Origin of the sequence: Paeniglutamicibacter sp. NPDC091659 (genome assembly GCF_044756805.1) — a bacterium.
Taxonomy (GTDB): Bacteria; Actinomycetota; Actinomycetes; order Actinomycetales; family Micrococcaceae; genus Paeniglutamicibacter.
Genome location: NZ_JBIVTO010000005.1, coordinates 164,053 through 188,816 on the forward strand (window position 1 = coordinate 164,053; position 24,764 = coordinate 188,816).

Annotated in this window: 23 protein-coding genes, 1 tRNA gene and 1 pseudogene; 14 read left to right on the top strand and 11 right to left on the bottom strand. The window is 65.1% G+C overall.

Going from position 1 to position 24,764, the window contains the following annotated elements; translation table 11 throughout:
• Positions 1-21: 21 nt before the first annotated feature.
• The 5 genes from ACIQLF_RS11230 to ACIQLF_RS11250 all read left to right on the top strand — a co-directional run bounded on the left by ACIQLF_RS11230 (position 22) and on the right by ACIQLF_RS11250 (position 4,728).
• Entirely contained in the window at positions 22-807 is a 786-nt protein-coding gene (locus ACIQLF_RS11230) for a helix-turn-helix transcriptional regulator (RefSeq protein ID WP_400298122.1), read from the top strand.
• Complete coding sequence (gene sufB, locus ACIQLF_RS11235; protein WP_209997337.1) at positions 804-2,264, top strand: Fe-S cluster assembly protein SufB; 1,461 nt, start codon at positions 804-806, stop codon at positions 2,262-2,264. The genes ACIQLF_RS11230 and sufB overlap by 4 nt, the downstream gene beginning before the upstream one ends.
• 2 nt (positions 2,265-2,266) lie before the next feature.
• Positions 2,267-3,553: a Fe-S cluster assembly protein SufD gene (gene sufD, locus ACIQLF_RS11240; protein WP_400298126.1), complete on the top strand. Its 1,287-nt coding sequence runs from the start codon at positions 2,267-2,269 to the stop codon at positions 3,551-3,553.
• Between the two features lie 69 nt (positions 3,554-3,622).
• A complete protein-coding gene (gene sufC, locus ACIQLF_RS11245; RefSeq protein WP_387525051.1) occupies positions 3,623-4,381 on the top strand; it encodes a Fe-S cluster assembly ATPase SufC in 759 nt (252 codons plus the stop codon).
• Between the two features lie 2 nt (positions 4,382-4,383).
• A complete protein-coding gene (locus ACIQLF_RS11250) occupies positions 4,384-4,728 on the top strand; it encodes a metal-sulfur cluster assembly factor (RefSeq protein WP_400298130.1) in 345 nt (114 codons plus the stop codon).
• A 95-nt stretch (positions 4,729-4,823) separates the two neighbouring features.
• On the opposite strand, the gene ACIQLF_RS11255 is transcribed toward ACIQLF_RS11250, so the two are convergent.
• The 5 genes from ACIQLF_RS11255 to ACIQLF_RS11275 form a co-directional block, all read right to left on the bottom strand.
• Entirely contained in the window at positions 4,824-5,729 is a 906-nt protein-coding gene (locus tag ACIQLF_RS11255; RefSeq protein ID WP_400298132.1) for a neutral zinc metallopeptidase, read from the bottom strand.
• A 53-nt stretch (positions 5,730-5,782) separates the two neighbouring features.
• Positions 5,783-6,409 carry a CbiQ family ECF transporter T component gene (locus tag ACIQLF_RS11260; RefSeq protein ID WP_400298135.1) on the bottom strand — a complete coding sequence of 209 codons (627 nt, stop codon included), beginning with the start codon at positions 6,407-6,409 and terminating at the stop codon, positions 5,783-5,785.
• Positions 6,406-7,119 carry an energy-coupling factor ABC transporter ATP-binding protein gene (locus ACIQLF_RS11265; protein WP_400298138.1) on the bottom strand — a complete coding sequence of 238 codons (714 nt, stop codon included), beginning with the start codon at positions 7,117-7,119 and terminating at the stop codon, positions 6,406-6,408. The genes ACIQLF_RS11260 and ACIQLF_RS11265 overlap by 4 nt, the downstream gene beginning before the upstream one ends.
• 55 nt (positions 7,120-7,174) lie before the next feature.
• The gene (locus ACIQLF_RS11270) at positions 7,175-7,798 is read right to left on the bottom strand and encodes a biotin transporter BioY (protein WP_400298140.1); all 624 of its coding nucleotides are present in this window, start codon (positions 7,796-7,798) and stop codon (positions 7,175-7,177) included.
• Positions 7,799-7,935: 137 nt separating this feature from the next.
• Positions 7,936-8,970 carry an AI-2E family transporter gene (locus ACIQLF_RS11275; RefSeq protein WP_400298143.1) on the bottom strand — a complete coding sequence of 345 codons (1,035 nt, stop codon included), beginning with the start codon at positions 8,968-8,970 and terminating at the stop codon, positions 7,936-7,938.
• A 123-nt stretch (positions 8,971-9,093) separates the two neighbouring features.
• On the opposite strand from ACIQLF_RS11275, the gene soxR reads away from it, so the two are divergent.
• The 3 genes from soxR (at position 9,094) to ACIQLF_RS11290 (ending at position 10,838) form a co-directional block, all read left to right on the top strand.
• Positions 9,094-9,564, top strand: a complete 471-nt coding sequence (gene soxR, locus ACIQLF_RS11280) for a redox-sensitive transcriptional activator SoxR (protein ID WP_400298146.1) — start codon at positions 9,094-9,096, stop codon at positions 9,562-9,564.
• Positions 9,565-9,665: 101 nt separating this feature from the next.
• Complete coding sequence (locus ACIQLF_RS11285) at positions 9,666-10,157, top strand: flavin reductase family protein (RefSeq protein ID WP_400298148.1); 492 nt, start codon at positions 9,666-9,668, stop codon at positions 10,155-10,157.
• A gap of 51 nt (positions 10,158-10,208) precedes the next feature.
• Complete coding sequence (locus tag ACIQLF_RS11290; protein ID WP_400298062.1) at positions 10,209-10,838, top strand: superoxide dismutase; 630 nt, start codon at positions 10,209-10,211, stop codon at positions 10,836-10,838.
• A 105-nt stretch (positions 10,839-10,943) separates the two neighbouring features.
• Here the strand turns inward: ACIQLF_RS11290 and ACIQLF_RS11295 are convergent, their stop codons facing one another.
• Positions 10,944-11,723, bottom strand: coding sequence for a LysE family translocator (locus ACIQLF_RS11295; protein WP_400298151.1), 780 nt, complete (start codon positions 11,721-11,723; stop codon positions 10,944-10,946).
• Positions 11,724-11,907: 184 nt separating this feature from the next.
• Between ACIQLF_RS11295 and ACIQLF_RS11300 the strand changes: the two genes are divergently transcribed.
• Positions 11,908-12,354: an Lrp/AsnC family transcriptional regulator gene (locus ACIQLF_RS11300; RefSeq protein ID WP_209997324.1), complete on the top strand. Its 447-nt coding sequence runs from the start codon at positions 11,908-11,910 to the stop codon at positions 12,352-12,354.
• Positions 12,355-12,765: 411 nt separating this feature from the next.
• Here ACIQLF_RS11300 and ACIQLF_RS11305 read toward each other — a convergent pair.
• From ACIQLF_RS11305 to ACIQLF_RS11315, 3 genes and pseudogenes are all read right to left on the bottom strand, one after another.
• A pseudogene (locus ACIQLF_RS11305) lies at positions 12,766-13,167 on the bottom strand (cellulase family glycosylhydrolase); the annotation flags it as partial.
• Positions 13,146-14,693 (bottom strand): cellulase family glycosylhydrolase, encoded by a 1,548-nt coding sequence (locus ACIQLF_RS11310; protein ID WP_400298153.1) that lies wholly within the window; start codon positions 14,691-14,693, stop codon positions 13,146-13,148. The gene ACIQLF_RS11310 and the pseudogene ACIQLF_RS11305, both read right to left, overlap by 22 nt.
• A gap of 681 nt (positions 14,694-15,374) precedes the next feature.
• Positions 15,375-15,447: transfer RNA gene (locus tag ACIQLF_RS11315), tRNA-Arg, on the bottom strand.
• 223 nt (positions 15,448-15,670) lie between these two features.
• Here ACIQLF_RS11315 and ACIQLF_RS11320 point away from each other — a divergent pair.
• Together ACIQLF_RS11320 and ACIQLF_RS11325 are read left to right on the top strand one after the other, a co-directional pair.
• Positions 15,671-16,894 (top strand): MFS transporter, encoded by a 1,224-nt coding sequence (locus ACIQLF_RS11320; protein WP_400298156.1) that lies wholly within the window; start codon positions 15,671-15,673, stop codon positions 16,892-16,894.
• A gap of 152 nt (positions 16,895-17,046) precedes the next feature.
• Positions 17,047-19,437, top strand: coding sequence for an ATP-binding cassette domain-containing protein (locus ACIQLF_RS11325; protein WP_400298158.1), 2,391 nt, complete (start codon positions 17,047-17,049; stop codon positions 19,435-19,437).
• 18 nt (positions 19,438-19,455) lie between these two features.
• Here ACIQLF_RS11325 and ACIQLF_RS11330 read toward each other — a convergent pair whose 3' ends face one another.
• Positions 19,456-20,301: an aldo/keto reductase gene (locus ACIQLF_RS11330; protein WP_400298160.1), complete on the bottom strand. Its 846-nt coding sequence runs from the start codon at positions 20,299-20,301 to the stop codon at positions 19,456-19,458.
• A 257-nt stretch (positions 20,302-20,558) separates the two neighbouring features.
• Between ACIQLF_RS11330 and ACIQLF_RS11335 the strand changes: the two genes are divergently transcribed.
• Together ACIQLF_RS11335 and ettA are read left to right on the top strand one after the other, a co-directional pair.
• Positions 20,559-21,065, top strand: coding sequence for a single-stranded DNA-binding protein (locus tag ACIQLF_RS11335; protein WP_400298163.1), 507 nt, complete (start codon positions 20,559-20,561; stop codon positions 21,063-21,065).
• Positions 21,066-21,190: 125 nt separating this feature from the next.
• Positions 21,191-22,873 (top strand): energy-dependent translational throttle protein EttA, encoded by a 1,683-nt coding sequence (gene ettA, locus ACIQLF_RS11340; protein ID WP_400298165.1) that lies wholly within the window; start codon positions 21,191-21,193, stop codon positions 22,871-22,873.
• A gap of 72 nt (positions 22,874-22,945) precedes the next feature.
• Here the strand turns inward: ettA and ACIQLF_RS11345 are convergent, their stop codons facing one another.
• Entirely contained in the window at positions 22,946-23,830 is an 885-nt protein-coding gene (locus tag ACIQLF_RS11345; protein WP_400298167.1) for an acyl-CoA thioesterase, read from the bottom strand.
• Between the two features lie 258 nt (positions 23,831-24,088).
• On the opposite strand from ACIQLF_RS11345, the gene ACIQLF_RS11350 reads away from it, so the two are divergent.
• Positions 24,089-24,748 carry a hypothetical protein gene (locus tag ACIQLF_RS11350; protein WP_400298169.1) on the top strand — a complete coding sequence of 220 codons (660 nt, stop codon included), beginning with the start codon at positions 24,089-24,091 and terminating at the stop codon, positions 24,746-24,748.
• Positions 24,749-24,764: the final 16 nt, after the last annotated feature.

A 24,764-nucleotide genomic window follows, 5' to 3' on the forward strand; every position in this document is an offset into this window, starting at 1 on the left:
GCATTAGCGCATGCTTGTGTTGTGTATTCATCGAAAAATCCCGCGCTGGCCGACGACCCGGCGCGCATAGTTCCCGCATCAGGGGAGACCGAAGAACGCACCCGCGACCGAGTCCTGTATTCCGTTCTTGAGGATGGCCCGGTCAGCGCCGCCGAATTGGGCGAGCGTCTTGGGTTCACACCTGCTGCTGTCCGTCGTCACCTCGATGCCCTTTCCAAGGAAGGGCTGGTCGAGGTCAAGCTCGTGGCCAACCAGCGCACCGGCGCTGGACGCCCGTCCCGCCGCTATGTCCTTTCGCACCGCGGCCAGGCGAAAATGGGCAACGACTACCTCGACATCGCCACGGATGCCCTCACCGAATTGGGCCGCGCCGCCGGCCCAGCCGCCATCGAGGCGTTCGCCGCCCGCCGTTTCGCCGCCATGGAGCGCCGCTACCGGCCCGTGGTTGCGGATGTCGAAGGTCTGGAGGACCGCGCCGAAGCCTTGAGCGAGGCGCTCAGCGCGGATGGCTTTGTCGCTTCCACCCGGAAGGTCGGCGCAAACTCGCCGACCGCCACCATGCTCAGCGTTCAGCTGTGCCAGGGGCATTGCCCCATCCAAGATTTGGCCAGGGAATTTCCCGTCTTTTGCGAGATGGAAACCCAGGCCTTTTCCCGCCTGCTGGGCGTCGACGTGCGAAGGCTCTCGACGCTCGCCAGCGGCGGGCATGTGTGTACGACCCACATCCCTGTGGGTCGGAACCAAACTCCTCAGCGTGCTGAGAAGAGAACTCGAATCAAGATCACGAAGCAGGAGAGGCCGCGATGACGGATCAGATTGCACAGGAGTCCGCTGACCCCGGCGTGATTGCCGAGATCCTGGAGAAGAATCCCGAACTCCACGGAATTGGCAATTACGAATATGGGTGGAGCGACAAGAACGACGCGGGTGCCAACGCGCGCCGAGGCATCAACGAGGACGTAGTCCGCAACATCTCGGAGCTCAAGAACGAGCCCCAGTGGATGCTGGACATGCGCCTCAAGGGCCTGAAGTACTTCGACCGCAAGCCCATGCCTACCTGGGGTGCAGACCTCTCGGGCATCGACTTCGACAACATCAAGTACTTCGTGCGTTCCACCGAGAAGCAGGCCACCAGCTGGGAAGACCTGCCCGAGGACATCAAGAACACGTACGACAAGCTCGGCATCCCCGAGGCCGAGAAGCAGCGCCTGGTTTCCGGCGTCGCTGCCCAGTACGAGTCCGAGGTCGTCTACCACCAGCTGCGCGAGGACCTCGAAGCCCAGGGCGTCATCTTCCTGGACACCGACACCGCACTGCGCGAGCACGAAGACATCTTCAAGGAGTACTTCGGCTCGATCATTCCAGTGGGCGACAACAAGTTCGCCTCGCTGAACACCGCGACCTGGTCCGGCGGATCCTTCGTATACGTCCCCAAGGGCGTCCACGTGGAAATCCCGCTGCAGGCATACTTCCGCATCAACACGGAAAACATGGGCCAGTTCGAGCGCACCCTCATCATCGCCGATGAGGATTCCTACGTGCACTACATCGAGGGCTGCACCGCCCCGATCTACACCTCGGATTCGCTGCACTCAGCAGTCGTGGAAATCATCGTGAAGAAGGGCGCCCGCGTCCGCTACACGACCATCCAGAACTGGTCGACCAACGTCTACAACCTGGTGACCAAGCGTGCAGTCTGCGAAGAGGGCGCCACCATGGAGTGGGTCGATGGCAACATCGGTTCCAAGGTCACCATGAAGTACCCGGCCGTCTACCTCGTCGGCGAGCACGCCAAGGGCGAGACCCTGTCGATCGCCTTCGCCGGCGCCGGTCAGCACCAGGACACCGGATCCAAGATGGTCCACATCGCCCCGAACACCTCCAGCTCGATCGTGGCAAAGTCGGTGGCCCGCAACGGCGGCCGCTCGGCCTACCGCGGCCTGGTCCAGGTGCGCGAAGGCGCAAAGGGTGCAAAGAACTCGGTCGTCTGCGACGCGTTGCTGGTTGACCAGATCTCGCGTTCGGACACCTACCCGTACATCGACGTCCGCGAAGACGACGTGACCATGGGCCACGAGGCAACCGTCTCGCGCGTTTCCGAGGAACAGCTCTTCTACCTGATGAGCCGCGGCCTGGCCGAAACCGAAGCGATGGCGATGATCGTCCGCGGCTTCATCGAGCCGATCGCCCGCGAACTCCCGATGGAGTACGCACTGGAATTGAACCGACTCATTGAACTGCAGATGGAAGGGTCCGTCGGTTAATTATGACTGATATTGCAACTCACGTATCGGGCGAAAAGGCCCGCATCGGCGCACCGGCAGCCATTGCCGGTTTCACCGAAGAAGGCGAAAACCTTTCGCCGCTGAACGAAGCAGAGGCATCTGCGCCCTTGGGCGGCGACGCCTCCAAGGCGCACAGCCACGGCGCCGGCGCCGGCATCCCGGATTCCTCGCGTGCCGGTCGTTTGACCAGCTACAAGCTCGAGGACTTCCCGGTCTTGACCGGTCGTGAAGAGGACTTCCGCTTCACCCCGCTCAAGCGCCTCGGCGGCCTGCACAAGGACGAACTCAACGGCGCGGCCCCGGCCCTGACCGTTGAGGGCGCGGCAAACGTCGCCCTGGAAGCCGTTGCCATGACCGACGCACGCGTCGGTTCGGTCGGCATCCCGGAAGACCGCATCTCGGCCAACGCCTGGAAGTACGCGGCCCAGGCCAACGTGCTGACCATCCCGGCCGGCAGCACCGGCGAACAGGTCATCATGACCATGACCGGTTCCTCCACCGAGGCGTCGGCAGCCCACATCGTGCTGATCGCCGAGCCGAACTCCGAGGCAGTCGTCGTCATTGACCACGTCGGCACCGCGATCGTCGCCGAGAACATCGAAATCGATGTCCGCGAAGGCGCCAAGCTGACCGTCATCTCCCTGCAGGCCTGGGATGAGGAAGCAATCCACGCTTCCTCACAGCAGGCGAAGGTTGCCAAGGACGCCCACCTGAAGCACGTTGTTGCTTCCTACGGTGGCGACCTGGTTCGCGTGACCCCGACTGCCCGCTTCACCGCGGAGGGTGGCGAAATCGAGCTCTTCGGCCTGTACTTCGCCGATGCCGGCCAGCACCTGGAACACCGTTCCTTCGTTGACCACGCGACCCCGAACTGCAAGTCCAACGTGCTGTACAAGGGCGCGCTGCAGGGCAAGGACGCCCACACTGTCTGGGTCGGCGACGTGCTGATCCGCAAGACCGCCATGGGCACCGACTCCTACGAGGCCAACCGCAACCTGGTGCTCACCGACGGCGCGCGCGCCGACTCGGTGCCGAACCTGGAAATCGAAACCGGCCTGATCGCCGGTGCGGGCCACGCCTCGACCACCGGCCGTTTCGACGACGAGCACCTGTTCTACCTGATGTCCCGCGGCATCGACGAGAAGACCTCCCGCCGCCTGGTGGTTCGTGGCTTCCTGAACGAAATCGTGCAGCAGATCGGTGTTCCGGAGATCGAGGAACGCCTCGCCGAGACCATCGAGCGTGAGCTCGCAGCCACGGACAACTAGTCCGAGCCCCCACCACCAGAAAATTTCGCCGGTGAAAACCGGCATCAAAGAAAGAGAACGGACTTAAGTATGTCTACTCTGGAAATCAAGGACCTGCACGTCTCCATCGAGACCGAGCAGGGCACCAAGGAAATTCTCAAGGGCGTTTCCCTGACCATCAACACCGGTGAGACCCACGCAATCATGGGCCCCAACGGCTCGGGCAAGTCCACCCTGGCTTCGACCATCGCCGGCCACCCGCGCTACACCGTCACCTCGGGCTCGATCAGCCTGGACGGCGAAGACGTGCTGGAAATGAGCGTTGACGAGCGCGCACGCGCAGGCCTCTTCCTGGCCATGCAGTACCCGGTCGAGGTTCCAGGTGTCACCATGACCAACTTCCTGCGCACCGCCAAGACCGCAATCGCCGGCGAGGCACCGAAGCTGCGCACGTGGACCAAGGACGTCAAGACGGCCATGGCCGCACTGAAGATCGATCCGGAATTCGCGGCCCGCAACGTCAACGAAGGGTTCTCCGGCGGCGAAAAGAAGCGTGTTGAGATCCTTCAGCTCGAGCTCTTCAAGCCGAAGTTCGCCGTACTCGACGAGACCGATTCTGGCCTCGACGTCGATGCGCTGAAGGTCGTTTCGGAGGGTGTCAACCGCGCCCAGGCCGAGAACGAGATGGGCACCCTGCTCATCACCCACTACACCCGCATCCTGCGCTACATCAAGCCTGATTTCGTGCACGTGTTCGTCGACGGCAAGATCGCCGAACAGGGCGGCCCGGAACTGGCTGACCGTCTTGAGGAAGAGGGCTACGACCGCTTCCTGAACGTTTCGGCCTAGCCATGAGCGTCTCCAACGAAACGGCCAACGGGTCGGCGCACACGGATCTCGAAGACGTCGAAGAGGCGTTGAAGGATGTCATTGACCCGGAACTCGGTGTCAACATCGTGGACCTCGGACTGCTCTACGGTCTGAAGTACGCCGACGACGGTGCCCTGCTGATCGATATGACCCTGACGACCGCGGCCTGCCCACTGACCGATGTGTTGGAAGAGCAGGTTTCGGCGGCGCTGGAGTCGGTTGTCGATTCCTACCGCCTGAACTGGGTCTGGATGCCGCCATGGGGTCCCGAGCGGATCACCGATGACGGCCGCGACCAGATGCGTGCCCTCGGGTTCAACATCTAGCCAACGCTTAAACATCTGAGGCGAGCTTCCCCCTCCTGCAAAGGACGGGGGAAGCTCGCCTCGCGTGTTTTAAGCGGCGTTCAGGTTGAGGCAGCTCAGGCGCCGGGCTTGTTCAGGTTCTTCGACGACAGGGTGTCGCACTGGTTGATGTCCCCGGTCTTGTAGCCCTGGAGGAACCAGACCTCGCGCTGGGCGGCCGAGCCGTGCGTCCAGCCCTCCGGGTTGACCCGCCCGGTGGCCGCCTTCTGGATCCGGTCGTCGCCCACGGCCGCGGCCGCTGAGAGCGCAGAGCGCAGGTCCGCTTCGGTCAGCGGCTTCATGAAGGTGTTGCCGTTGGCGTCCTTGGTCTGGGCGGCGTAGCCGGCCCACATGCCGGCGAAGCAGTCCGCCTGCAGCTCCACGCGCACCGAACCGGAGTTTGCGCCCGTGCCGCCCTGCTGGGAGGCGGCCAGCGTGCCGATGGTGTTCTGGATGTGGTGCCCGTACTCGTGGGCCACCACGTATTCCTCCGCCAAGGGTCCGCCGTCGGAGCCGTAGTTGTTCTGCAGGTCGGCGAAGAATGCGGTGTCGAAGTAGGCGACGCGGTCGCCGGGGCAGTAGAACGGGCCCACGGCGCTGGTTGCGGGTCCGCAGGCCGTGTCGACCCGGCCGCTGAAGATCTCCACGCCGGGCTTGGCGACCTTCACGTTGTACTTGGGCAGGTAGGAGAGCCAGAAGCTGTCCAGGGACTGGGTGGTTGCGAGGATACGGCAGTCCTGGCGCGCGTTGGCATCGGCGCCGGTCTTGCATTCCGCGATTTCGGGCGCGCCCGTGGCGGTCTGTTCGGTCGAGGGTTCCCCGCCGATTCCGAACTGGGCCAGCATGTCGGGGTTGATGCCGAACATCGCGGCCAGCAGCACCACCAGTATGCCGCCGCCGCCCGCCGCGATCTTGGTTCCGCGGCGCCCGCGTGAATCCTTGACCCGATTGGAATCCAGCCGTGCATCGTCGTTGAAGCTCATGCTCAATACAATACTGGCCTGCGGCTCCAACGGAAGTGAAAACGGAACGGAAGCTAGTTGCGTTCCATGATTCCACGGGCGGCCAGCGCATCGGCGGTGCGTTGGGCGTAGGCGACGGTGTTGATCACCACGGGTGCGGCGAGCACCGCCGGGTTCCGGGCCACGCCGCGCGCCTTGGCCGCGTCGGAAAGGTTCTGCACCGAGGTCGCGATCGCCGGGATGCTGCGCAGCATCAGGGCCACGGCCAGCGCCACGGTGGCGGGGTTTCCGCCCACCCAGCGCAGGGGAGTTGCAGCCGCCTCGAGCCCGCCGAGCAACGCCGCCTGCGTGGTGGTCAGCAGCACCAGCCGGCCGCATTGGATGGCGGCAAACATGCCACTGATGAGGGTCAACGCGAAAACGGGGGAGTTGATCAGCGACTGGTGGACCGCGAGGATCACGAACACCCACCACAGCTGGCGCAGCGGGGCGGCCCAGGTGCGCAGCACGCGCCTGCCCGCCACCGCGAAGAGCAGCAGGCTCAGGAGCAGGGCGCCCAGGCCGACCGCCGGGATGCGCCAGAGAAGCACCGACGTGCTGACGGCAAGCACCAGCAGGTACTTGGCGAGCAGCGGGGCGCGGTGGACGATGCTGGTGCCGGTCTGGTAGTGGCCCAGCAGCATCCGGTGCGAGGCGCTCATGCGCTGATCGATCCGCTGCGCACCAGGCGACGGTATTCCGCCACGGTCGCGTCCGCCGGCCCGTCAAAGACGATGCGCCCGGCGTGGACCAGCAGGCCACGGTCCGCGCGGGCCGCGAAATCCAGGTCGTGCGTGGCGTAAACGACCTGCTGGTCCAGCGAGTCGATGGTGCGCTGGAGCAGTTCGTTGTTTGCCAGGTCCAGCAGCGTGGTGGGCTCGTCGGCAACCAGGATGTCTTGCCCGGCGGCCAGCACGCTGCACAGCGCCACCAGCTGCCGTTCGCCGCCGGAAAGGTCGTAGATGCTGCGCTGGGCCAGGTGCTTGAGCCCCAGCGAATCGAGTGCCTCCAGCGCCGCCCCGCGACGCCGCTCCTGGTTCTTGATGCTTGCCTTCAGCGAAAGCTCGACGTCCTCGATGACGATCGGCATCACCAGCTGGGAGAGCGGGTCGGTGAAGAGGAAGCCCACGTTTTGGCGGACGGACCTGGCGTTGCTACGGGTGTCGAAGCCGCGGACGCTCACGGATCCGTTGGAGGGGACCGCCAGCCCGTTGATCATGCGCAACAGGGTGGACTTGCCCGATCCGTTGGCGCCGATCACCGCGATCCTCGCTTCGTCGAGAGCCAGCGTGCAGGGGGCCAGCACGACGCGGGCGGGTGCGTCGGGCTCATCGGCCGGGACGGACAGGCCTGCTTCTTCAAAACGGATCACGCTTAACGGTATTCCTTGTTCTTGGTTCGGATCGAATCCGGCTGCCTCGGGGCCGCTAGGCGTCGTAGTTGCGGCGGGCCATCTTCGGGAAGGCCTTGAACACGCTCAGTGCGATGCTCGCCGCAACGAAGTTCTTCACCAGGTCGCCGGGCCAGTAGGCCATGTCGACGACGAATGCCTGCTGCAGCGGGATGCCGGCGTTCAGCGACATGCCCAGGATCCCCAGCGGGTGGATGACGAGGATCGAGCCGCCCATGGCGGACAGGAACAGCCAGAGCAGGCGGCGGCGCCGGAATTTGCGCAGCACCAGCGTGGCAAGCGCGCCGGTGACAAGGGCAGCAATCGGGAAGGCCAGCAGGTAGCCCGCGCTCGGCGCCGCAAGGGATCCGAGCCCGCCGGAGAACTTCGCGAAGATCGGCACGCCGGCCAGCCCGACGGCAAGGTAGAGCGCGGTCGCCGAGGCGCCGCGCAGGGAACCGAGAATCAGTGCCGTGAGTGCGACGCCCAGGGTCTGCACGGTGATCGGCACGCCCAGGGCGCCGACCGGAACCGCCGGCACCAACGTGAGCACGGCAATGAACGCCGCGAATACGGCCACGAGGGCCAGATCCCGGGCGCCCATGCGGGTCCTCGGGGATGCGGTGCCGTGTGCGGGCGGGGCCTGCGTGGAGTGCGCCATGGTCGGTTCCTGCTGTTCTCGAATGGTGTCGATGCTGCGCCGTGCGGCGCCGCAATCAACGATACTTGAACACCGTTCAAAAGTCCTGATCACGGCTCCAGCCTGCGACTATGGGGCACCGAACCCAAGCGCGGGAACTATCGTTTTGCCTGCGCGGGAACCACGATCTTGTTGAGGATCAGCAGGATGGACGCGCTGGCCGGGCAGGCGACAAGGGCGCCCAGCAGGCCCGCCAGCGTGCCGCCGACCATCGCGCCGATCAGCACCATGGAACCGGGGATCTTGATGGCCTTTCCGACGATGCGCGGGGTCAGGATGTAGGCCTCGATCTGCATGTAGGCGACCATGACCAGCAGCACGACCAGCCCCGTCGAGGGGGATGCGATCAGGGCGACGACCGTGACGATGGCCGCGCTGATGACCGAACCGACCAACGGGATCATGGTGATCGGCAGCGCGAGGACGCCCAGCACCGCGGCAAACGGCACCTCCATGATGGTCAACAGCAGGAAGGTGAAGGTCGCGTTGAGTGCCGCGAGGATCGACATGCCGCTGAGGTAGCTGCCCACCGAGGCGGCGATTTCCTCGGAGATTTCCACGACCCGCGCGCGCCGCGAGGCGGGAACCAGGGCGTAGAAGCCGTTTTTCATCTGTTCCAGCGAGGTCACGAAGTACATGGTCAGCACCGTGACAAAGAGCGTGCCGACGACCGCGTTTGCGACGCCGAAGCCGACCTTCAGTGCGCCGTTGCCCACAAACAGCCAGGTCGAGGGATCCGCGATGGTCTTCTGCACCCATTCGAGGCCCGGTACCAGCGCCCCGTCCAACCGGTCGTTCAGCGAAAGGAACCAGGCTTGCTCCTCGATCCGGTCCAGGTTGCCCGGGAGGGAGACGATGAACTTGTGGCCCTCGGTCACCAGGAGTGGAATGACCAGGCTGAAAACCAAGGTGGCAAAGATCAGGAAGCCCGCGAGGACGCACAGCACCGCCTTCACCCTGGACATGCCCCAGCCCTCAAGCTTGCGCACCAGCGGATCAAGGCCCAGGGCAATGAAGAAGGCGGCAAAGACCAGCGTGATGGCATAGGTGAGTGACATGACTGCCGCGCCGAGGGCCAGTGCCGTCAGCGCGCCCAGCGTCGCGACGAATCCGCCTCGGAATGTGAGTTTCATATGGGGCGTTATCCTCTGCTGCTGCATCAAACCGATTTGTCCTGTACCTTGCTTGTGACTTTAGACGAAAAGCGCGCCGGCCGATATTCGCCGCGCACAAGGCCCCGCGGGGAGAATGTAAGGATGAGCGAAGTCGACAGTTTTTCCCGGGATCTCAGTGTGGGGCAGGTGGCGGTCCGCTCCGGTGTGACCGTTTCCGCCCTGCACTTCTACGAACGCGAGGGATTGATCCAGTCGTGGCGCACCTCGGGCAACCAGCGGCGGTTCGACCGAAGTGTGCTGCGCCGCGTCGCCGTCATCCGCGCGGCGCAACGTGCGGGCATTCCGCTCAAGGCCGTCGGCGAGCTCTTTGCCGGGCTCCCGCTTGACGGGGCACCGGCAAAGGAGGACTGGCAGGCAATGTCGTTGGCATGGCGTGAGGACTTGCAGGAGCGCATCCACCAGCTCCAATCGCTGCGCGACGGACTGGGCGGATGCATCGGCTGCGGTTGCCTCTCCCTGGCCGAGTGCGGGTTTGTGAACCCCAACGACAAGATGGCCGACACCGAGGGCGGGACGTTGCTGTTTCGCGAAAAGAAGCCAGATTTGACCTAAACCTTGGTTGAGGTTCTAGCGTGGGTGTCTGAGGGTCGCGCACAAGCGGCACGTCACGAGAGGATTCATCCGCAGTGCAGACACAAATCGCCGAACGGACGATGGCTGACCAGTTTCGCGCAGCCTTTGGCAACCACCCCGCAGGGGTAGCGATTGTGACGGCAACGGGGGAGCGCGGTCCTGCGGGCATCACCGCCTCCTCGCTGATCTCCGTGGCGGCGGACCCGGCACTGGTGGCCTTCAATGTGGCTGGCGACAAGGGCTCTGCCCACGCCATCCTGAACGCGGATACCATCCTGATCCACCTGTTGACCGCGGAAAATGCGCAGCTTGCCTCGCTTTTCGCCCGGCCCGGCGATGAGCGCTTTTCGCAGATGGACAACTGGGAACAGCTGGAATCGGGGGAGCCGCTGATTCACGGCCTCGGCACCGTCTTGCGATGCGAAATTCATTCAAAAACCCCCGCGGGACCGGCCACGCTGGTCGTAGCATCGGTTGTGGAAGTCATGGACCGCGAGTCCATGGCCGCACCGCTGGTCTACCACCAGCGCGGCTACCACAGCATCGGCGATCATTCACGACTCGCCGTTTAGCCGCTCCCGGTTCCGGGAGCGATTCAGCACGACACTATTTGAGGAGTCATTTTGGCTATTTACACCTTGCCTGAGCTGCAGTACGACTACGCGGCGTTGGAGCCGAGCATTTCGGCGCGGATCATGGAGTTGCACCACAGCAAGCACCATGCCGCCTACGTGGCGGGCGCGAACACCGCGTTGGAGCAGTTGGCGGAGGCGCGGGAGAAGGGCGAGTTCGGGAACATCCCGAAGCTCTCCAAGGACCTGGCGTTCCACCTGGGTGGGCACACGAACCACTCGATCTTCTGGAACAACCTGTCTCCGGAGGGTGGGGACAAGCCGGAGGGCGAGTTGGCGGCGGCGATCGATGACGCGTTCGGTTCCTTCGATGCGTTCCGTGCGCATTTCACGGCGGCGGCGATGAGCCTGCAGGGTTCGGGTTGGGCGTTGCTGGGCTTCGAGGGCCTGGGTGGCCAGCTGGTCATCGAGCAGTTGTATGACCAGCAGGGCAATGTGCCGGTGGCGACGACTCCGTTGTTGATGCTGGACATGTGGGAGCACGCGTTCTACCTGGATTACGTGAACGTGAAGGCCGATTACGTGAAGGCGTTCTGGAACATCGTGAACTGGGCGGATGTGTCGGCTCGTTTCGAGGCCGCGCGTGCGGGTGCCGCGACCCTGATCGTCCCCGGCAAGTAACAGCTTCTCGGACCCGGATTTCCCTGCCTTCGGCAGGCGGATGCGACAAGGGCCAGGCAAAGAACTCTTGGGTTCATTGCCTGGCCCTTGCTGTTGGCGGAGGTGCTACTTTCCGATGACCGAAAGCAGCGTCTGGATAGAGGCAAGAAGCGTCGGCGCCTGCTCAAGCACCAGCACCAGGCCAAGCCCGATCATGATCAGGCCGCTGAAGAGGGTGACGGCACGTGCCGCGGTCGGGCGCGAACGCAGCAAGACCCGTGCGCCAATGGCGACGCCCGAATAGATGAACACGGAAAGCATCATGTGCGAGAGACCGAAGATCGCCGTTTGTGCCGGAACCGCGAGGGCTGCGTCGGGTCGAACGAACTGGGGGATCAGGGCAAGGTAGAGCAGCAGCGCCTTCGGGTTTGTGCCGCTGGTTCCCAAGCCACGGAAGAATGCCGGGCCAAAGAGGCGTTCGGCCGGCTTGTCGGCGGTTTGAAGGGGTGTGGTGCGGACCTTCAAAGCGGTGCCACCGGTGGGCGTCGCTGCGGATGCCTGAACGGAAGCGTTGGCTGCCTTTGGCTGTTCGGTGTCTTGGACCGCGGCCACGGTGAATCCGGCTCCCCGCCAGCTTCGCGCCGTCGAAATGCCGAGCCAGAGCAGGTAGGCCGCGCCGGTCAGGGTCAGCCAGGACAGCAGTTGCGGCGAGCTTGCGATCAGCGCCGCCATGCCGGCAACGATCAGGATGGTGTGGAAGACATAGCCGGTGCACAATCCGGCGACCGCGGAAACAACGCGGTACCGGCCGAGGCCGGCGGCAATCGCGTACGCCCAGTCGGCGCCCGGCGTCATGGCGAGCGCAAACGAGACGAACAAAAAGCCCAGATAAACCTGCGGATCCACGATAATCCCCTTCTGCTTGGAACCTACTGGGCAAGCATAGGAAAAATCGCGCGAAATGTGCTTGCGAGTTATTGCGGTTCTTCTGCACTTGAAGCAAGAAAATATGAGCATCAAGCGAAACTACTTGTAAAATCTTGCGTAAGGCATCGTTACATCGATAGAAGCTCGTGATTGGAGCACCACATTGGACGGGATTGATCGCGCGATACTGCGCCACCTGCAGGAAGACGGGCGGATGACGGCCACCGCGTTGGCGCAGGAGGTCGGCCTGACGCTGGCACCGTGCCACAGGAGGCTTCGGGAGCTGGAAACGTCGGGCGTCATCCGGGGCTATCGGGCCGACGTGGACCCGGCCAAGATCAACCTGGGATTCGAGGCGCTGGTGTTTGTCACACTTAAGGACAGGCAGAACATGAAGGCCTTCGAAATCGAGGTGACCAAGAGCGCCCAGATCGTGGATGCGCAACGGCTCTTCGGCGATCCGGATTTCCTCCTGCGGGTGGTGGTGGCCGATCTTCCCGCATACCAGCACTTTTACGACGAAGTGCTCATTGCCCTGCCCGGGGTCGAGAAGCTCACCAGCACCATTGTCATGAAAAACCTGAAGTCTGGCGGTCGGCTTCCGATCTAGCGGGTCGTTGACGGCTTGTAGATCCCTTCGGCGCAAGCAGTCAGGTTCCAACCTCCGGGAACATGTGTCATGGCGACCTTTGTCAGGCCGGTGGTCTGGGCCTCTGGCCTCTCGCCGCCGGGGATCCAGACCTTGAGACCGCAGCGGGGTGCCGGGGTGGTTCCGGTTAGCTCCAGTTGCGGGCCTTCCGCCTTGAGCGAGACGAGCGCGCCGGGAGTGGCCTGGGGGGTAGGCCCGGCTCAGGATCTCGAGGAGGCCGCTCTTGGGCGGCAACTCGCCGCCGTTCGCGCAATCCTGCATCATGAGCGCGTTGCCGACCGGGCCGATGCCGTTTTGCGGGTCGCCGCAGGCATGCTTCCACACCCAGTAGGCGCTACCGAGCATGTGTTCGTCTTCCGCGTCGGCGTATCTGTTCAGCCGGGACAGCGAGTCGGTGTCCTCGCCCCAGTAGCCATACTCGCCGGACCAAAGAGGAGACCCATACTGGTCGGCAACTCGCTGCGCGAGGGTGAACTGGCGTTCCAGCCGCACGATCGGCGGGATGCCCAAGTCGCGGTCCATGGTGATCGACTCGGCGTACAGGTGGGGCGAGAAGACGACGTTGGTGTCGGTTGTGAAGCCGGGGGCGGGGCCCGAATCGAATCCGAGACCCGACCAGAGGATGCTCGGCTCGATGAAGGCGATCTGCGTGGCGCCCGCGGCGCGGATCTCATCGATCGCCTGGTCGTAGAACTTGCCGAGCAGGTGGGAGGTCGTCACAGGGGCCGTCTCGCCGAACCCGGGTTCGTTGATCAGGTCGTAGCCGGCGACCATGGGCTCGTCGCCGAAGCGGGCGGCAAGCTTGCCCACGTCTTGGCAAGTGCGGTCTGGACGCCGTCGGTGTTGAAGTAGAAGTTCTGGAATGAACGGTTTCCCGTGGGGGAGATGTCGCGGCCGGTGAACTGGCAGCGCGGCGCTCCATCGGTGATGGTTGCCCATTCCGGGGCGCCGTCGTAGCCCCACATCGGCTCGGTCCCGGGCCGGCACGTGGTGCCCTCCGCGGAGGGGCCGTTCCACCACCCGTCCTGGTGCGTGTCCAGCACGGTGTAGATGCCGTGTATCTTGACCCAGTCCACGGCGTCGGTGATTTGCTCCAGGTAGGCGGGGTCGAGCGAGCCGCGCTCCGGCTCGAGCGCCGACCAGGAAATATTCAGCCGAACGACATTGAAGCCCTGCGCGGCAATGCCGGCGTAGTCGCCCTCGGTCAGAGGCCTGGTTGCCGGCACCTCGCTGCGTGGCTGGTAGAAGTCGACGAGCTGGTTCACGTTCACCCCGCGCAGCAGGACTTGGTTCCCTTTTCCGTCGGTGATGCGCGATCCCTCGGCTCGCAGGAACCCCGCCGGCGGTGAGACCTTTTCCGGGGCCGCGACGGCCGGGGTGAAACCCGGAACCAGGAGCGTCGCGCCCAGCGAAATAATCGCAGCGGATGCGGCAATCAGTTCCGGGACCCGAGCACCTTGGCCCGCTCGGCCTGTGCGCAACCTATCGGCTGGGGCGGCGGCGAGGCCAACGATCCACCCCAGGCATGCTCCGAAGGCCAGCCCGTCGGCGACTGCAAGGTAGGCGACCATCAGTGGCCAGATGTCGCCACCTGGACCCCTGTCGACGAAGAATCCCACGGCAGCCTGGACCAGACCGAAGATCCCGCCCGCTACGAGTGCGGCCAGCCAGCCGCCCAGCACGCCGGGGACGCGAGGGCGCGTCCAGCGCAGGGACAGAGCGGTGGCGGCGGCGATGAGAACCATGGCGATGGACACCGGGACGATGCCGTTCTCCGGCCTCGGCGACGGAATGCCCGGCGCATACGCGGCGCCGGTCCACCACAGGCCGGCCAGAAGCGGCGCGAGCGCGGCGAACAGCACGGCCGGAGGCCAACTTGATCCGGGTGCCGGTGAAAGTCGCTCCGTGGGGACGCCGAACCAGCGGGTGAACGCTGCGACGATGAGTGCCGCGGGCAATGCCTTTGCCGCAACGAAGCTGGCCGCACGTCCCGCAATGGCCGGATCACCTGTCATGACCAGCGCGGTCGCAGCCTGTGCCAGCAATACGGCGAGCACTGTTCCGGCAGCGAGTGTCCAGAACCTGTCGCCAGCGCGAACCGCAACCCACCAGAGAGCGGCGAGCAACGCCGGCACGAACACGACATACGGTGCGAACGACCACGGCCCGGCAGCCAGCGAAGGTGTCGCTCCCGACCAGCCGACCAACGCGAGCAGCCCCGTGGGATCGACAACGGCCTGGATCACGACCAGAACCAGCATGACGGACTGGGCAACAACGGGACGTCGAACCGATTTCATGGCACTCCATCGTGACGAGCTCACAGGGCTGAACTGGTCTGTACAGCTTCGGGCCGGACGGTGCGGGTGTCAATACCGAACGATAAGTGGGTTTGTGGGCAGTCTCAGGGGTTCGCCCGGGAAGGCCTTGGGGCAACTTCGGCGAGCATTGCGTCCCGAGTGAATACTCCGGACATGCCGCCGAATCGTAGAATGAAGATGGGCCCCGCCCCCCCATCGAGCGAGGCCCATCGGATTCGTAGATGCCCCTTGGGGCGGGGCATCTGCAATTGCGTGCGCAGGTACTTGGGGGACACCTGCGCCGCCGAAACCCACCAACGTTTTTCAGGAACCGGCGACAGGTCGCATCTGAAAACGGGGTCCCGCTGGACCCGGGGAAGAAGCTGGGGGCTCTCCTGGGGTCGGTTTGCGGGTCGGGGTTTCGCAACTGTGTGTAGTTGTCCGAGCGACACTACGCCCGAAACCAAACGTTGTCTAGTGTTCGCGTGAGCCCGATTTTTGGACCAATAGACCTGCCGGGTTAATGCCCGCGACTAGAGTTCGCTCCCTCCTGAAACGCAAAGAATGCCTCACCTCCACTCGGGTTGAAAAAGGATCCTCCAGATCCCCCCAGCGCCCGAGTTTGGGCAAAAGAAAAGCGGCACCCATGGAAAAGCCCTGATGGGTGCCGCTTTGGTTCTGTGCCCCCGGCGCGATTCGAACGCGCGACCGACAGATTAGAAGGCTGTTGCTCTATCCACTGAGCTACGGAGGCAGGCACAAGAATCATAGCCCAATGAACCACTGAGCTCATATTTCGTCACATAGGGGCGCTGTGCTTCGAAACGGCAACAGGGCCTCGGCATGCGGTTAATCCGGCAGTATGATGAAAGGCAATTAAGTCGCAAACGCAACGGTGCGAGCGCCTGCAACCCCCGTTTTTCCCATCATCATCCGGAAGGTCCCCGTTGCCCAAGCAGCAAGCTGCCACTGACAAAGTGCACACCACGAAGAGCCACTCCGCATGGCGTAATTCAATCTTCGGGATCTTCTTCCTGTGCGGGTACGCGTTTGCCAGCTGGGTGGCTCGGTTGCCGGCGGTCCGCGTGGAACTCTCGCTGTCCACCGCTGATGTCGGAATCCTGCTCTTTGCCGTTGCCATAGGTTCGATCGGCGGTCTGGCCTTCGCGCCGAACATCCTGGCGCGCATGGGCGTGCGGCGTGGGATCGCCACGGGCCTGGTGAGCTTGGGGCTGGCATTGATGGCCCTCGGTGCGGTGGTGGACCTCACGAGCAACGTCCCTGCCGCCGTCCTGATCCTGGTGTTCTACGGCTTCGTCTTCAGCGCCACCGACGTGATGATGAACGTCGACGGGGCTGCGGTCGAACGGGCCATCGGCAAGACGCTCCTGCCCATGATGCATGCCTTCTTCAGCCTGGGAACCATCGTCGGGGCCGTCAGCGGCGCGGCGGCGGCCCGGGCGAACGTCGGCATCCTGTGGAACTTCGCCGGCGTCGGCCTGTTGATCATCGTGCTCGGCCTGTTCTTCGTGCGCAACGTGACGGCACTGGAACCGGCTGCGGAGAAGCGCGCGGACGGGGATGCCGCGGGAATCCCGTGGAGCCGGAGGGTGCTCGGGGTGTTCCGCGACGGACACCTGATGCTGATCGGGCTCATGGTCGCGGGCCTGGCGTTCGCCGAGGGATCGGCCAACGACTGGCTCGCCATCGCCTCGGTCGACGACCACCAGTTCACCGAGGCGGCCGGCGCGCTGGTCTTCGGCGCCTTTGTCACCGCCATGACCGCCGGGCGGTTCTTCGGAGGCCCGTTGATCGACCGCTTCGGCCACAAGCGAGCCCTGGTCTCCATGGGAATCCTGGGGCTGGCGGGAATCGCCCTGTTCATCCTTGCCCCGGCGCCCTGGGCGGTGTTCACCGGGGCGCTGCTCTGGGGCATCGGCGGATCCTTGGGCTTCCCCGTCGGCATGTCCGTGGCCGCGGCCCACCCCACCGACGGACCGCGCCGCGTGGGCATCGTGGCGATCTTCGGCTACTCCTCGATGCTGATCGGCCCGCCCGTGCTCGGATTCCTCGGGGAGCACTTCGGGGTGCTCAACGCCTTCATCCTCGTGGCCGTGATCCTCTTCCTGACCCTCTTGATCACCCCGCGGGCCACCAACCCGGAGCGCGCGGCACGGGCTATGGTGCAACGGGTCGACTGACCGGCAAGCGGGTCAACAATCCGACCAACAAGGCGAGCAGTTCTTGAGAAGTCCGGCGCGCGGTTCGCTCCTAGACTGGACACCGAAACCGTCGGTCGATGAACGTAGGATCGAGTCGGCCGACACCAACCACGCAACACGATGGAGAGACGATGAGCACGTCCACCGACAGCGACACGCAGCAGGCAACGGCGCACCTTGCCGACAGCCACGACCTGATCCGGGTGCGGGGCGCACGCGTCAACAACCTCAAGGACATCAGCCTGGAGATCCCCAAGCGCCGGCTCACGGTTTTCACCGGGGTGTCGGGCTCGGGCAAGAGTTCGCTGGTGTTCGGCACGATCGCTGCCGAGTCCCAGCGCATGATCAACGAGACCTACAGCGCGTTCGTGCAGGGCTTCATGCCGACCCTGGCCCGCCCCGACGTCGACGTGCTCGAGGGCCTGACCACCGCGATCCTCGTGGACCAGGAGCGCATGGGCGCCAACCCGCGCTCCACCGTCGGCACCGTCACGGACGCCAACGCCATGCTGCGCATCGTCTTCTCCCGGCTGGCCTCCCCGCACATCGGCTCCCCGCAGGCCTACTCCTTCAACGTTCCCTCGGTCTCCGGGGCCGGCGCGGTCACCATGGAAAAGGGCGGCAAGAAGGTCAAGGAGCGCCGCAGCTTCAGCATCACCGGCGGCATGTGCGCCCGCTGCGAGGGCCGCGGCTCGGTCACCGACTTCGACCTCACAGCGCTCTTCGACGCCGAAAAGTCCCTCTCCGAGGGCGCGCTCACGGTCCCCGGCTATTCCATGGACGGCTGGTACGGCCGCATTTTCGCCGGGTCCGGCTACTTCGACATGGACAAGAAGATCGGCAAGTTCACCAAGCAGGAACTCGAGGACCTGCTCTACCGCGAACCAACCAAGATCAAGGTCGAGGGCATCAACCTCACCTACGAGGGCTTGATCCCGAAGATGCAGAAGTCGTTCCTGGCCAAGGACGTCGACGCCATGCAGCCGCACATCCGCGCCTTCGTGGAACGCGCCGTCACCTTCACCGCTTGCCCCGAATGCGGCGGCACCCGGCTGGCCGAGCACGCCCGCAACTCCAGGATCGACGGGGTGAGCATCGCCGATGCCTGCGCCATGCAGATCAGCGACCTGGCCGTGTGGGTGCGCTCCCTGGACGAGCCGGCCGTCGCCCCGCTGCTGGAGGCGCTGGGGGAGACCCTTGACTCTTTCGTCGACATCGGACTTGGCTACCTTTCCCTGGAACGCCCCTCCGGCACGCTGTCCGGCGGCGAGGCGCAACGCACCAAGATGATCCGCCACCTGGGCTCCTCGCTCACCGATGTCACCTACGTCTTCGACGAACCGACGATCGGGCTGCACCCGCACGACATCGCCCGCATGAACGAACTGCTGCTGCAGCTGCGCGACAAGGGCAACACCGTGCTGGTGGTCGAGCACAAGCCGGAGGCCATCGCCATCGCCGACCACGTGGTCGACCTGGGCCCGCGCGCCGGATCGCTGGGCGGGGAAGTCATGTTCGAAGGCACTGTGGAGGGCCTGCGCGCGTCCGACACGCTCACCGGGCGCCACCTCGACGACCGCGCCAGGCTCAAGGACTCGACCCGCAAGCCGGCCGGCAAGCTGGAAATCCGCGGCGCCGACATGAACAACCTCAAGAACGTCGACGTCGACGTCCCGCTGGGTCTGCTCACGGTGCTCACCGGCGTGGCCGGCTCCGGCAAGAGCTCGCTGATCCGCGGCTCCGTGTCCGGGCTCGACGACGTGGTGACCATCGACCAGGGAGCCATCAAGGGCTCGCGGCGTTCGAACCCGGCCACCTACACCGGCATGCTCGAGCCGATCCGCAAGGCGTTCGCGAAGGCCAACGGCGTGAAGCCGGCGCTGTTCTCCGCGAACTCCGAGGGCGCCTGCCCCACCTGCAACGGCGCCGGGGTCATCTACACGGACCTGGGCATGATGGCGGGGGTCGCCAACCCGTGCGAGGAATGCGGGGGCAAGCGTTTCGACGCCCTGGTGCTCGAATACAAGCTCGGCGGCAAGGACATCTCCGAGGTGCTGGCCATGTCGGTGGCCGAGGCCGAGGAGTTCTTCGCCGCCGGCGAGTCCCGCATCCCCGCCGCGCACAAGATCCTCTCCCGCATGCTCGACGTCGGCCTCGGCTACCTGAGCATCGGGCAGCCGCTGACCACGCTCTCCGGCGGCGAACGCCAGCGCCTGAAGCTGGCCATCCACATGGGCGAATCAGGCGGCATCTACGTGCTCGACGAACCGACCACGGGCCTGCACCTGGCCGACGTGCAGCAGCTCATGGGCCTGCTGGACAAGCTCGTTGACTCGGGCAAGTCGGTCATCGTGATCGAACACCACCAGGCGGTCATGGCGCACGCCGACTGGATCATCGACCTGGGCCCGGGTGCCGGCCACGACGGCGGCAACATCGTCTTCCAGGGCACACCGGCGCAGCTGGTCGCCGACCGCTCGACGCTGACCGGTCAGCACCTGGCAGCCTACGTCGGGGCCTGACGACTGACCCCGGCGCGTCTAGTGCCCGAACTCCATCGGGGACACGGGCTCGCCGGCGGTCCCGTCCAGCGCATCGATCGCCAGGACCTGCTCCGGGGTCAGGTCGAACGAAAACACATCGAGGTTCTGCGCCATGCGCTCGGGGTCCGCGCTCTTGGGGATGGGAACCACGCCGCGCTGCACGTGCCAGCGCAACACCGCCTGCGCCGGGGTGACCTTGTGCGCGTGCGCGGCCGCCACCACGGGTTCGGCCCCCAGCAGGTTGTGCTTTCCGCGGCCCAGCGGCCCCCATGCCTCGGTGACGATGCCGTGCCCCGCGTGGAACGCCAGCCGCTCGTCGTCGATCCAGTACGGGGAGTGCTGGATCTGGTTCACGTCCGGCACCACACCGGTGGCGTGGATCAGTTCCTGAAGCTGTTCGGTGGTGAAGTTCGAGGTGCCGATGGCGCGCACCCGGCCGGCCTTCAGCAGCTTGACCAGCCCCTCCCACGCCTCGACGTAGCGGCCCTGCGCGGGGTTCGGCCAGTGGATGAGGAACAGGTCAAGGTATTCGACGCCCAGCCGCGTGCAGCTGTGTTCCCAGGCGTCGCGGACACCGTCCACCGAATGCCATTTCGCGTTGAACTTCGAGGTGATGAACAGTTCCTCGCGCGGCACCGACGTGCTGCCGATGCCCTCGCCGATGCCGATCTCGTTGTTGTAGTTCTCGGCGGTGTCGATGAGCCGGTATCCGGCCTCCAGTCCGTGCACCACGGCGGCTCCCGCCTGGGCGTCGTCGAGCGGCCAGGTGCCCAGGCCGATCGAGGGCATGAAAGCCCCGTTGTTGAGTTCTCGAAGGGGGACCGATGCGTGGTTGTCTGGCATTTGGCCATGCTATGGCACTTTGTCGCCCACCGGTAGAGGGAGTTTTGCATCCGCCCAACCATGCGCCCAAACATCCCGCGAAAGATCGGTTGACGTGGAGCCGGGCGCATGTCGGGCACGGCCGCGACCCAGCTTCCGCGGCGGCGCAACGGGTTGTCCACATCCCGTACGGTGCCGCCCGCGGGGTCCGCTGGAACCGTCCACACTGGGCAGATACAGCAAGAGAGCCTTGCTGCATCAGATCCCTGGAGGGCACCATGACCGACCACCTGACGATTCGCGGTGTGGTGGGCACCGAGCCGCGCATCAGCAACGGCACCAGCGGCGCGTCCATCGCCAAGTTCCGGCTGGTGAGCAACGAACGGCGCCAGGACCCCGAGTCCGGCCAATGGGTCGATATCCACAGCAATTGGTACACCGTCTCCTGCTTCAGGGCCATGGCGTCGAACATGCTGGCCAGCCTCCACATGGGCGACCACGTCGTCGTCTATGGAAAGGTCCAGCTCCGGGAGTTCGACCGTGCCGACGGAACCCGCGGATTCAGCGCGGACGTCGAGGCGCTTTCGCTCGGGCACGACCTGCGTTTCGGGGTCAGCACCTTCGAACGCGTGCGCCGGCAGGACGGCGAGGACGGACCCGGCAGGGGTGCCCGCGGCCGCCACCCGCACGGGGCAACGGGGGAGACGGATGAGGATTTTCCGGTCACGGGGTGGCCCGAAAACGATGCCGAAACCACAGGTGAAGCGGACACCAACGCCGCATGAGGACGGGCGGCCAAGTCCCGCACGCGGGTTCTTGGCCGTCACTGTGCCCAAGAACATGGCACACCCGCCGAAACTCACCGGCGGAAATTGTGAGTAAGTCTCCCCAAGGCACTAGCCTTGAGGGCATGGCGGAATTCATTTACACGATGACCAAGGCTCGCAAGGCCGTTGGCGACAAAGTCATTCTCGACAATGTCAGCATGTCGTTCTACCCAGGCGCAAAAATTGGCGTGGTTGGACCGAACGGTGCGGGCAAGTCGACGATCCTTAAGATCATGGCAGGGCTTGATACGCCCTCCAACGGTGAGGCGCGCCTCAGCGACGGATACAGCGTAGGCATCCTTTTGCAGGAGCCGCCGTTGAACGAAGAAAAGACGGTCCTGGGCAACGTCCAGGAAGGCGTCGGCGAGATCTACGAAAAGATCACTCGCTACAACCAGATCTCCGAGGAGATGTCACAGGACGGTGCCGACTTCGACGCACTGCTCGAAGAAATGGGCCACCTGCAGGAGGCAATCGACTCCGCCGACGCGTGGGACATCGATTCCCAGCTCGAGCAGGCAATGGATGCACTGCAGTGCCCGCCGGGAGATTCCCCGGTGACCCACCTCTCCGGTGGTGAGCGCCGCCGTGTGGCATTGTGCAAGCTGCTGCTGCAGAAGCCGGACCTGTTGCTCCTCGATGAGCCCACCAACCACTTGGACGCCGAGTCGGTCCAGTGGCTGGAACAGCACCTGCAGGCCTACCACGGTGCAGTTCTCGCCGTGACCCACGACCGGTACTTCCTCGACCACGTGGCCGAGTGGATCGCCGAGGTCGACCGCGGACGCTTGATCCCTTACGAGGGCAACTACTCCACCTACCTGGAGAAGAAGCGCGAGCGCCTCGAGGTGCAGGGCAAGAAGGACCAGAAGCTTGCAAAGCGCCTGAGCGAAGAACTCGAATGGGTTCGCTCCAACGCCAAGGGCCGCCAGACCAAGTCCAAGGCCCGTCTGGCACGCTACGAGGAAATGGCTTCGGAGGCCGAGCGCACCCGCAAGCTGGACTTCGAAGAAATCCAGATCCCCGCAGGCCCGCGCCTGGGTTCGGTGGTCATCGAGGCCAAGAACCTCAAGAAGGGCTTCGACGACCGCGTGTTGATCGACAACCTGTCCTTCTCGCTGCCGCGCAACGGCATCGTCGGCGTCATCGGTCCCAACGGCGTCGGCAAGTCGACCCTGTTCAAGACCATCGTCGGCATGGAACCGCTCGACAGCGGCCAGCTGCAGGTCGGCGACACCGTCAAGATCTCCTACGTCGACCAGAACCGTGGCGGCATCGACCCGAACAAGTCCCTCTGGGAAGTTGTTTCCGACGGGCTGGACTACATGCACGTCGGCCAGGTCGAGGTTCCCTCGCGTGCCTACGTTTCGGCCTTCGGCTTCAAGGGTCCGGACCAGCAGAAGAAGGCAGGCGTGCTCTCCGGTGGTGAGCGCAACCGCCTGAACCTGGCCCTGACCCTCAAGCAGGGCGGCAACTTGCTGCTCCTCGATGAGCCCACCAACGACCTCGACGTCGAGACCCTGTCGTCCCTGGAAAACGCGCTGCTCGAATTCCCGGGTTGCGCAGTGGTTGTATCGCACGACCGTTGGTTCCTCGACCGGGTTGCCACCCACATCCTGTCCTACGAGGGCACCGATGAGGATCCGGCGAACTGGTACTGGTACGAAGGCAACTTCGAATCCTACGAGGCGAACAAGATCGAGCGCATGGGCCCGGAGGCTGCAAAGCCGCACCGCGTCACCCACCGCCGCCTGACCCGCGACTAATACCGGTCATGGCAAAGGCCCCGTCCGCTGGATTTTTCCAGCCGGGCGGGGCCTTTGTCGTGCTTTCGGTGTTTAGTCTTCGCTGGGCAGGCGCAGCATGCCTTCCTGGGCGACGGACGCCACCTGCTGGCCGGCGCGGTTGAAGATGCGCCCGGTGCCCAGGCCGCGGGCGCCCGAGGCGCTGGGGGATTCCTGCACGTAGAGCAGCCACTCGTCGACTCGGAACGGGCGGTGCCACCACATGGCGTGGTCGAGGCTCGCGACGGACATGCCGCGGGTGATCCATGTCAGCCCGTGGCGACGGAGGATCGGCTCCAGCAGCGTGTAGTCGCTCGCGTAGGCCAGCGCCGCGCGGTGCAGCGCATCGTCGTCGGGCATCGCGGCGGTGGTCTTCATCCAGACGGCGTTCACGGCGCGGCGGTCGGTGGGCTGCTGGAAGTACAGCGGTTCGCCGACGTAGCGGATGTCGAAGGGCCGGTTGAACGCGAACTCCTGGGCCACCGGGTGGTCGATCTCGCCGATCAGGTCGGCGGTGGTCGGCAGCGACTCCGGGTCCGGGATGCCCTCCGGCATGGTGTCCTGGTGGTCGACGCCCTCCGAGTGCTCCTGGAAGGAGGCGATCATCGAGAGGATCGGCACGCCGTTCTGGTAGGCGTGCACGCGGCGCGCGGAGAACGAGCGCCCGTCGCGAAGGCGCTCCACGCCGAAGGTGATGGGAAGCCGTGCGTCCCCGGCGCGCAGGAAGTACCCGTGCATCGAGTGGATCGGTCGGTCCTCCGCGATGGTCCGGTACGCGGCCATGACGGACTGTCCCAGCACTTGGCCGCCGAAGACCCTGTCACGGGCCTGGGGCGGGGTGTGGCCGACGAAAATGTCCTCGTAGGTGCGGGTTTCGCTGCTTCCCTTGAGGGACAAAAGCTCCAGCAGGGTTTCGGTATTCGTGTTCTGCGTGCTCACGCGGGCTCCCTTGCGCAAAAAAGATATCTGGTTAGACACTATCGCCACCTGACCGCGGATTCTTAACCGTCGCAGTAAATACTTGCCGAGGACGGGGTTTGTCCCGCGCGTCGGACAAATCCGGGCCCCGCATGGGGCGAGCGTGATCGTGGGTGTGCGGCCCGCCGATCGGGCCTCGCTGCCGAATGCTACGAAAAGTGAACATTCCCACGCGACCCCGCAGGGCGGCTTCCAGCGCCAACATGGAAGTATGGAGGAATGGCCAGTGAAACAGTAGTACTTGCAGACCAGGAAACCGTGGCGGACCTCGGTACGTTCTTTGCCCGCGCACGCTCGATCGACGACGGCGCGGTGCTGGCACAGGCGGCCGGAAACGTGCTCGCGCTCTACGTGCCCGTGTTGTTCCCCGAGAACCTGGGCGATGCGGTGCCGACGATCCTCGGCATGCGCGCCGTCGCGCTGGGCGGGCCGGCCAGCGCCGAGGGCGTGTACCCGATCGCGGCGATGACCGACAGGCTGGCCCGCATGGAGGGCAAGTCCCTGGAATTGGTGATGCCGCCGGCCGAGGTCGGCGCGCCCTGGGCCGGTCGGCAGGTGCCGCGCGGCGGCTGGGAGCGGCTTGCGGTGCTGGAGGACGACGTGCTGCTGGACCGCGCCGCCGAGGGCATGGGCGCCGTGGCGCAGGCGCTGCCGGAGAACGCCGGCAAGCCGGTGCTGGCGACGGTGCGTTCGCGCATCTGGGCGACCCCGATGCGCGACGTTCCGGTGTCGATGCCGCTGGGCATGGCCTTCGGCGCGCAGACGCTGGGCTTCCTGCGCCCCGGCGCATCCTCGGTGCTCTTCGGATCCGGCGGCTGGCTGCGCCTGAGCAGCTCCGGCGGGCACGTGCTGGCCCGCCAGGGCGGCGTGCTGGGCTAGGCGGTTTTCCGCCCGT

What these genes read in the sequence shown, in the direction of transcription:
- sufB (WP_209997337.1), top strand. Translation starts at nt 804, where the DNA reads ATGACGGATCAGATTGCACAGGAGTCCGCTGACCCCGGCGTGATTGCC.
- sufD (WP_400298126.1), top strand. Translation starts at nt 2,267, where the DNA reads ATGACTGATATTGCAACTCACGTATCGGGCGAAAAGGCCCGCATCGGC.
- sufC (WP_387525051.1), top strand. Translation starts at nt 3,623, where the DNA reads ATGTCTACTCTGGAAATCAAGGACCTGCACGTCTCCATCGAGACCGAG.
- ACIQLF_RS11250 (WP_400298130.1), top strand. Translation starts at nt 4,384, where the DNA reads ATGAGCGTCTCCAACGAAACGGCCAACGGGTCGGCGCACACGGATCTC.
- ACIQLF_RS11255 (WP_400298132.1), bottom strand. Translation starts at nt 5,729, where the DNA reads ATGAGCTTCAACGACGATGCACGGCTGGATTCCAATCGGGTCAAGGAT.
- ACIQLF_RS11260 (WP_400298135.1), bottom strand. Translation starts at nt 6,409, where the DNA reads ATGAGCGCCTCGCACCGGATGCTGCTGGGCCACTACCAGACCGGCACC.
- ACIQLF_RS11270 (WP_400298140.1), bottom strand. Translation starts at nt 7,798, where the DNA reads ATGGCGCACTCCACGCAGGCCCCGCCCGCACACGGCACCGCATCCCCG.
- ACIQLF_RS11275 (WP_400298143.1), bottom strand. Translation starts at nt 8,970, where the DNA reads ATGAAACTCACATTCCGAGGCGGATTCGTCGCGACGCTGGGCGCGCTG.
- soxR (WP_400298146.1), top strand. Translation starts at nt 9,094, where the DNA reads ATGAGCGAAGTCGACAGTTTTTCCCGGGATCTCAGTGTGGGGCAGGTG.
- ACIQLF_RS11285 (WP_400298148.1), top strand. Translation starts at nt 9,666, where the DNA reads ATGGCTGACCAGTTTCGCGCAGCCTTTGGCAACCACCCCGCAGGGGTA.
- ACIQLF_RS11310 (WP_400298153.1), bottom strand. Translation starts at nt 14,693, where the DNA reads ATGAAATCGGTTCGACGTCCCGTTGTTGCCCAGTCCGTCATGCTGGTT.
- ACIQLF_RS11325 (WP_400298158.1), top strand. Translation starts at nt 17,047, where the DNA reads ATGAGCACGTCCACCGACAGCGACACGCAGCAGGCAACGGCGCACCTT.
- ACIQLF_RS11330 (WP_400298160.1), bottom strand. Translation starts at nt 20,301, where the DNA reads ATGCCAGACAACCACGCATCGGTCCCCCTTCGAGAACTCAACAACGGG.
- ACIQLF_RS11335 (WP_400298163.1), top strand. Translation starts at nt 20,559, where the DNA reads ATGACCGACCACCTGACGATTCGCGGTGTGGTGGGCACCGAGCCGCGC.
- ettA (WP_400298165.1), top strand. Translation starts at nt 21,191, where the DNA reads ATGGCGGAATTCATTTACACGATGACCAAGGCTCGCAAGGCCGTTGGC.
- ACIQLF_RS11350 (WP_400298169.1), top strand. Translation starts at nt 24,089, where the DNA reads ATGGCCAGTGAAACAGTAGTACTTGCAGACCAGGAAACCGTGGCGGAC.